6 protein-coding genes and 1 pseudogene are annotated in these 7,001 nt (G+C 50.0%); 6 read left to right on the forward strand and 1 reads right to left on the reverse strand.

Annotation, left to right across the window (positions count from 1 at the left end; translation table 11 throughout):
- The first annotated feature begins 220 nt into the window (after positions 1-220).
- From MOMUL_RS08020 to clcA, 4 genes are all read left to right on the forward strand, one after another.
- Positions 221-1,822: an L-lactate permease gene (locus MOMUL_RS08020; protein ID WP_062283764.1), complete on the forward strand. Its 1,602-nt coding sequence runs from the start codon at positions 221-223 to the stop codon at positions 1,820-1,822.
- A gap of 14 nt (positions 1,823-1,836) precedes the next feature.
- The gene (locus MOMUL_RS08025; RefSeq protein ID WP_062283767.1) at positions 1,837-2,025 is read left to right on the forward strand and encodes a hypothetical protein; all 189 of its coding nucleotides are present in this window, start codon (positions 1,837-1,839) and stop codon (positions 2,023-2,025) included.
- 92 nt (positions 2,026-2,117) lie between these two features.
- Positions 2,118-3,059, forward strand: coding sequence for an NAD-dependent epimerase/dehydratase family protein (locus MOMUL_RS08030; protein ID WP_062283770.1), 942 nt, complete (start codon positions 2,118-2,120; stop codon positions 3,057-3,059).
- 89 nt (positions 3,060-3,148) lie between these two features.
- Positions 3,149-4,756 carry a H(+)/Cl(-) exchange transporter ClcA gene (gene clcA, locus MOMUL_RS08035; protein WP_062283773.1) on the forward strand — a complete coding sequence of 536 codons (1,608 nt, stop codon included), beginning with the start codon at positions 3,149-3,151 and terminating at the stop codon, positions 4,754-4,756.
- Between the two features lie 46 nt (positions 4,757-4,802).
- Here the strand turns inward: clcA and MOMUL_RS08040 are convergent, their stop codons facing one another.
- On the reverse strand, positions 4,803-5,627 hold the full coding sequence (locus MOMUL_RS08040; RefSeq protein ID WP_062283775.1) for a patatin-like phospholipase family protein: 825 nt from the start codon (positions 5,625-5,627) through the stop codon (positions 4,803-4,805).
- Between the two features lie 218 nt (positions 5,628-5,845).
- Here MOMUL_RS08040 and MOMUL_RS08045 point away from each other — a divergent pair, with 218 nt between their 5' ends.
- On the forward strand, positions 5,846-6,499 hold the full coding sequence (locus MOMUL_RS08045) for a bifunctional 2-keto-4-hydroxyglutarate aldolase/2-keto-3-deoxy-6-phosphogluconate aldolase (protein WP_062283778.1): 654 nt from the start codon (positions 5,846-5,848) through the stop codon (positions 6,497-6,499).
- A gap of 249 nt (positions 6,500-6,748) precedes the next feature.
- Positions 6,749-7,001: pseudogene (locus tag MOMUL_RS08050) on the forward strand (fumarylacetoacetate hydrolase family protein); the annotation flags it as partial.

Consider the following 7,001-nt stretch of genomic DNA (forward strand, 5'->3'; position numbering starts at 1 on the left):
ATCTGTTTTGCCGGGAATAAATGGTGAAATTTACAACGACTTTTCTATGCCAGTAACTGAAATTTATAACACCGTTTGCAGTACCAGCTACTTTTTTCAAAATAACATAAGCCATAAAAATAGCTATTCCACATCCAAACGCGGCCCGATACGTCAGTTAATTCGACAAATTAGGATGAATTTTAGATAAATCTATTATATAAAGGAGGTTCAGTTAAGTATGCAGGGTCTGCCGCAAATGAGCGTTTGGTTGTGGTTTTTGTGTTTGGTACCCATTCTAGCTGTATTAATTTTAATGATGGTTTTTAGATGGAGCGGTGGGCGTTCGGGAGTAGTAGGATGGGTTTTAACTTTAATTGTAGCCTATATCTGGTTCGGCGGCCACCTTCATATTTTATCCGCAGGCACTTTAAAAGGCTTGTGGGCTACTGTATGGGTGCTGTACATTATCTGGGGCGCCATGACAGTTTACAATGTTGTCGATTTAGTGGGTGGCTTTAAAGTTATTTCTGATACTTTTACCCGCTTAACTGGAGGCAATAAGATTTTACAATTGCTTGTTTTGGGCTGGGCTTTCCCGGGTTTTGTGCAAGGGGTATGTGGTTATGGGGCGCCGGTGGCCGTTGCGGCGCCATTACTGGTGGGCCTGGGGTTTGATCCCATATTTGCTGCAGCTACGGCGCTCATTGGCCATTCCTGGGCGGTGACTTTCGGTTCCCTTGGTTCCTCCTATTCAATTTTAGAAAGATTAACTACTCTGGACCCAGGTCGATTGGCCCTGTTTGCCGCCTTTTTCCTGGGCATAGCCTGTGTTTTATGCGGTTATAGTATTGCTCATATGTACGGTGGCTGGAAATGTATGCGTGAAGGCACCCCGGCTATCTTGCTAATTGGGGTGACCATGGGCGCCGTATTGAACCTGGTAGCCAATTTTGTTGCTCCTTATGTGGCTTCCTTTGTAGCCGGAGCGGCGGGTCTAATAGTTGGCGGCCTGGTTGTTCCCAAACTGCCTATGTATCGTCCGAAAGTTGCTGATTATACCACCGCAGAGGTAGCTGCCACAAATGAACCTTACAGTTTTAACGTAGCCTTTTTTGCTTATTATGCATTAATAATAATAGTATTTACTGTATATTTAATCCAACCCCTGAAGGCATATTTAGCAGGTTTGATAAATATAGGATTTCCTTTTCCGGAAACAACTACTTTGCTTGGCTTTACCAATAAAGCAGTCAAGAAATACCAGTCTATTGCCGTGTTTACTGCTCCCGGCACATTGATTTTTACAGCAGCCTTTTTATCCTATTTGTTTTATAAAGCGCGTGGCCTGTGGCCGGAAAAAGGAGGCCAAATGTTGCTTAACCGCATTATTAAGCAGGCCATGGGCGCTACCATGACGGTTACGACCATGACCATGATGGGCGTAGTCATGATGGAAGTGGGCATTACCCGTTATTTAGCCGAGGGTCTGGCCAACACGGGGAGACTTTATCCTATCTTTTCCCCCTGGATTGGTGTTCTAGGTGCTTTCATGACCGGCAGTAACACCAATTCCAATGTACTTTTTACCGGCCTCCAGTGGGACGTGGCTAAACTGCTGATGATAAGTCCCTTTGTAATTTTAGGCCTGCAGACTTCTGGCGGTGCAATTGGAAATATGTTTTGTCCCATGAATGTGGCTTTGGGTACCGGCGTAACCGGCCAGGGCGGGCGTGAAGGCGAGTGCCTGCGCCGCACGGCCCTGTACAATGCTATTCTTACTTTTGTAGTAGGAATCCTGGGCTGGTTAATCCTCTATGTATTTTTCCCGGGAATCGAATAGGAGGTCGATAGCACATGGTAGCGGCTGAAAAACAATCTTTACGAAAAAGGTACAAGTTTGAAGGCATGCTGGGTGCTTTTATCTTGATGTGGCTGGACTTTCCGCTGTTATATCAAGGTGTTGTATCCCATAATTCTGCAGCATTGGGAGCAGGTTTTCTTATTATACTGGTGGCTGGCGGTATAGCGTATTATTTTAGTTAAATTAAGATAGGCTGGCGGGGCGGGTGGTAGGCGAGGTTCTACCGGCCCGCCCCGTGTTTAATTTAATATCCTTGTAAAGGAGGTGCTTCTTGATGCAGGTTCTGGTAACCGGCGGTGCGGGCGATGTTGGCCGCTACCTGGTCCAGGATTTATGTTATCACGGCCACCAGGTGCGGGTCCTGGACCGGGCCCTAAGTTTTCTTGATAGCCCCGGGAGCAGCCAGGTCAATCTATGCGGGGGCAATCTGGAGGATAAGGAACTGGTAGCCCGGGCCGTAGACGGCGTGGAGGCAGTGATCCACCTGGCCTGGAGCTTCAGCGATGAACCCCTGGATATTTTTGGTGGCGACCTGGTCGGGCATATAAATCTACTGGCAGCATCTGTCAGGGCTGGCGTCAAGCATTTTATCTATACCAGCACGGCTACAGTTTATGGCCGGGCTACAACCCAGCCCGTTCTCGAGGACCACCCCTGCCTGGTAGGTGAAGCCCGTAAGCCCATTTATGCTCTGGGTAAATTTGCGGCTGAGGAATTATGCCGCCACTATTATCGCGAGCAGGGTTTACCGGTTACCATTTTCCGTTTCTGGTGGGCCTTCGGCGATGAAATCGGTGGCCGGCATTTGCGGAATCTGGTACGGGCGGCGCTCCATGACGACCCCATCCAGGTGCCAGCTGTTGCCGGGGGCACATTTGTCAGTATGGCCGACCTGGCCCTGGCCTGCCGGCTGGCCCTCAGCAGGTCGGGGGCCGCAGGGCAAACCTATAACCTGGGGAGCCTTTATTTGAGCTGGGAAGAAATCGCCAGCCTGCTTATTGAACTAACCGGCTCCGGCTCGGAGTTACAAGTAATTCCTCCAGGCGAATGGACGGGACCGGTCTTTTTAAACGAAGTGTGGGAGCTCAGCTGGGAAAAAGCAGCCCGGGAACTGGACTATCAACCCGTTTTCACCGGTAGCCAGGGCCGGGCGGCCTTTGTCAAAGCCCTGGTGAAATGTGTCAACAAAGTACGGGCAACGGAGAAAAAACATTAACAAATAGGAATGGGCTTAACAAGAAAGCCAAGGGGTGGTACAATGGAAAAGTGACATCAGGAAGTGCCTGTCCGGGGGCAGGAAAAGAAGTGCGGGACGAAGCTCTTTTACTTAAAAAACATTCTATTCATGATAGCCTGCTGCTAAGGCGATATGATTATTTTTTACGTTTTCTGCTTAAAGGAGCCTTAGCGGGCACCAGCGCCGGGGTAGTTGGGGTAGCCTTTCGCTTAGTCCTGACGGAAGGGGACTTATGGCGCAATGAGCTTTTAAGGTGGGCGCATACTATACCCGGCTGGGGCTGGCTGGTGTTACCCTGCCTGGGGGCCCTGGCCGGTGCCCTGGCCGGCTGGTTGACCAGTTTTGCTCCGGAAACTGCCGGCAGCGGCATTCCCCACGTGGAAGCCGTTCTGATTAGCCAGCGCGAGCTCCTCTGGTGGCGGGTTATCCCGGTAAAATTTATTGCCGGGGCCCTGGCTATTGGGGCCGGTCTGTCCCTGGGCCGGGAGGGGCCGACGGTACAAATGGGCGCTGCAGCCGGCCAGGCAGTAAGTAAAAGCTTTAGCCGGTCCAAAACGGAAGAACTTCACTTAATTGCCTGTGGTGCAGGAGCAGGGCTGGCGGCAGCCTTTAACGCCCCCCTGGCAGGAGTAGTTTTTGTCCTGGAAGAACTGCGCCGTAATTTTTCACCCTATGTACTGGGAGGAGCCCTGGCGGCCAGTGTTACTGCTGATCTGATATCCCAGAGGATTTTAGGGCCACTTCCTACCTTTCGCATTAAGGAATTATTACCTTTACCCCTGGCCACCTTACCGGCATTTTTAGTCCTGGGAATATTAACCGGTGTTTTAGGCGTGGCTTTTAATCGTACCTTACAAGGAAGCCTTGATGTGGCAGACAGGTTAAAAGGCCTGCCCCGCTGGTTGCGGGCGTCGCTGGCAGTCTCGCTGGCAGGGGTTTTGGGCTATTTCTTACCCCAGGTTTTAGGCGGCGGGCACCAGCTGGCAGAAGATGTCCTCTGGGGCCGGGTTCAAATGGGTATTATCCCCCTTCTCTTTGCAGTCAAGTTTCTTTTAACTATGTTAAGTTACAGTGCTGGGGTTCCCGGGGGTATCTTTCTACCGCTCCTGGTTCTGGGGGCTTTACTGGGCTCCTTTGTTGGCGAGATCAGCGGCCTGCTTATTCCTGGCTTTCAGGGCCTGGGGCCATCTTTTGCGGTAATTGGAATGGCTGCCTATTTCGTGGCTATTGTGCGTTCACCCCTTACCGGGATTGTGCTCATAATCGAAATGACAGGTAACTACCAGCATATTTTACCGCTTCTTTTTACCTGTATGATCGCTTATATAGTGGCGGAGGCTCTGGGATGTTTACCCGTTTATGAGATGCTGCTGGAACGGGATTTAGCCAGGGCGAAGAGTGACGGTATTTCCAAACCCTCTACTAAAGACAAAATGCTGATTGTCGAGGCTGTAGTTGAGAGCGGGGCGAGCGCCTGCGGTTGCCGGGTCAAAGACCTGGTTTTACCCGTAGATTGTTTGCTGGTTACCATTCGCAGAGGAGCCAGGGAAATCATTCCCCGCGGCAATACCAGGCTTCTGGAAGGTGATCACTTAACAGTAATTGTACCCGAGAATAGAGCGGCGGCGATAAACGAGGCACTGGCTAAAGTAACCCGATGTAATCCTAAGGTGTAAATTGCAAATTATAAAAAGCCGGCCCCTTGCCCGGAGCCGGCTTTTTTTATCGCCCCAGCAGGCGGCGAATTTGCGGGAGATTGCGCTGGGCTTCTTCCGCACCGGCGGCCACCAGGTTGCTGAACTCACTGACGTCCCAGGAACTGACGGGTTTTTTAATGGGTTTGAGGACCAGGTCGGCGTAAAGCCTTAAGGTAAGGGAGGTATTCCGCCGGCTGATGATATCCAGGCTCTGGAGGAGGACTTCGCCGGCATGGTGAAAGGCCCGGCTGGGGACACCGCAGTCCAGGTCCACGGCAATGACAATATTATCAGCCCCCAGGTAACGGGCAATATCGGCCGGGACGTTGTCCGTCAGGCCGCCGTCTACCAGAAGGCGGGAGCCGATTTTATAGGGAGCGAAGAGAGCCGGGATAGAAATGCTGGCCCGGACGGCCTGCCAGGCAGGCACATCGCCGCCCAGGACCATATCCGGCGGTAATGGTTTAATTGGCCGGCCAGCGGTATAGATAACTGTTTCGCCGCTGATTAAATCGCAGGCCACTGCTGCCATCAGGGGCTGGAGTTCTGACAGATGGCGATTGCCCAGGACCCTCTTCAGCGCGCTTTCAATGGTGCCACCATGAATTAGCCCCAGGGGCAAACCGGTAAAACGGTAATTTTCCAATCTAAAGATGTTAGCAAAAGGGAGGCTGCCCATGGAGCTAACGGCCGGCAGGAGGCCGGCTCCATACAAGGCGGCGGCAATAGAACCGGCACTGGTCCCAACGACGAGATCGGGTTTAATACCGTTTTCCTCCAGGACACGTAAGACACCTAAGTGGGCCGCTCCTTTTAACCCCCCACCTCCCAGGGCGAGGCCAAAACGCATAAAAAAACCTCCTCGCAATAGCTTGCAAAATATTGTATGTGCAGGGATCTTCTTCGGTGCCGGCTTAGCACATATTTAAGTGTTGTGGTAATTTAAAGAGAACATATATAGAATAAAAAAGTCATTATAGGATATGGTGAGCAGGAAATATCAAAGCTGTAGCGAATAAAAATAAATATAAAAACAATGTTCCATGATATGAAACGGGGGATGAAGTGATGCAAAAGCTTAAGGTAATGCAAAGAATAATCAACTGTGGCGTGGTAGCAGTGGTAAGAGCAGAAAGTCCCGAACAGGCTTTAAGAATTGCCGCTGCTGTAAAAGAAGGCGGCGTTGAAACCGTAGAAATTACCCTAACAGTTCCGGGGGCAATTGAGGTAATAAGGGAATTAGCACGAAACTATAACAAAGGAGAAATATTGATAGGTGCCGGAACGGTTCTTGATGCAGAAACAGCCCGGGCGGCCATACTGGCTGGAGCGGAGTTTATTGTTGGCCCCCACCTCAATGTTGATATGGTAAGGACATGCAACCGTTACCAAAAAGTAAGTATGGCTGGGGCTATGTCAATTCGGGAAGTTGTTGAGGTTATGGAAGCTGGTAGCGATTTCGTTAAACTTTTTCCTGGCAGCGCTTTTGGACCAACTATGGTAAAAAACATTAAAGGCCCCCTGCCTCAGGCTCCAATTATTCCCACAGGCGGCGTTAGTTTAGAAAATGTAACTCAATGGATTCAGGCCGGCTGCGAAGCAGTGGGTGTCGGTAGCGAGTTGACTAGAGGAGCCAAAACCGGTAATTATGATCTGGTTACGGAGACGGCGCGTCAGTTCGTAACAGCCGTGCAAAACGCGCGTAAAAATCTGGCAGGTTAATTTAATATAGGGATATAGGTCTAAGCTAAGAAAAAAATTATTAAAAAGGAGGATTTTTACGAGAAGCGTCGAATAAAATTTAGTGAAACAAAAAGGAATGAGGTTCCGGCATACGGAACATTTCTTCTCCAAAAGGCAGTAGTTTTCTAGAACCAGTTATACAATTTTGGTAGAAGAGGATGGGAGGAGGTATACATAATAATATTCACTGTAATATTCACTGAAAAACCAAAAAGGAGGTTCACATAAATGAAAACAGAATTAAAACTAGGTACCTTCAGGTTTCCGGGACAGGCTGGCCCGCGAGCTGGCTCGGTAGTAGGTGAAAACCAGGTAGTAGACCTTAACCTGGCGTATGCTGCTTACCTGTCCAGTAAAGAACTAGCGACGCAGCCCTACCAGTTAGCCGATGCTGTGGTACCAACGGAGATGGTAGCCTTCTTAAAAGGAGGCAGCCAGGCAATAGAGGCAGCCAGGAAAGCGGTAGATTATGTAAAGAGCA

The organism is Moorella mulderi DSM 14980, assembly GCF_001594015.1.
GTDB lineage: Bacteria > Bacillota > DSM-521 > Neomoorellales > Neomoorellaceae > Neomoorella > Neomoorella mulderi.

Coding starts and splice junctions, on each gene's coding strand:
- MOMUL_RS08025 (WP_062283767.1), top strand. CDS start 1,837: ATGGTAGCGGCTGAAAAACAATCTTTACGAAAAAGGTACAAGTTTGAA.
- MOMUL_RS08045 (WP_062283778.1), top strand. CDS start 5,846: ATGCAAAAGCTTAAGGTAATGCAAAGAATAATCAACTGTGGCGTGGTA.
- MOMUL_RS08040 (WP_062283775.1), bottom strand. CDS start 5,627: ATGCGTTTTGGCCTCGCCCTGGGAGGTGGGGGGTTAAAAGGAGCGGCC.
- MOMUL_RS08020 (WP_062283764.1), top strand. CDS start 221: ATGCAGGGTCTGCCGCAAATGAGCGTTTGGTTGTGGTTTTTGTGTTTG.
- MOMUL_RS08030 (WP_062283770.1), top strand. CDS start 2,118: ATGCAGGTTCTGGTAACCGGCGGTGCGGGCGATGTTGGCCGCTACCTG.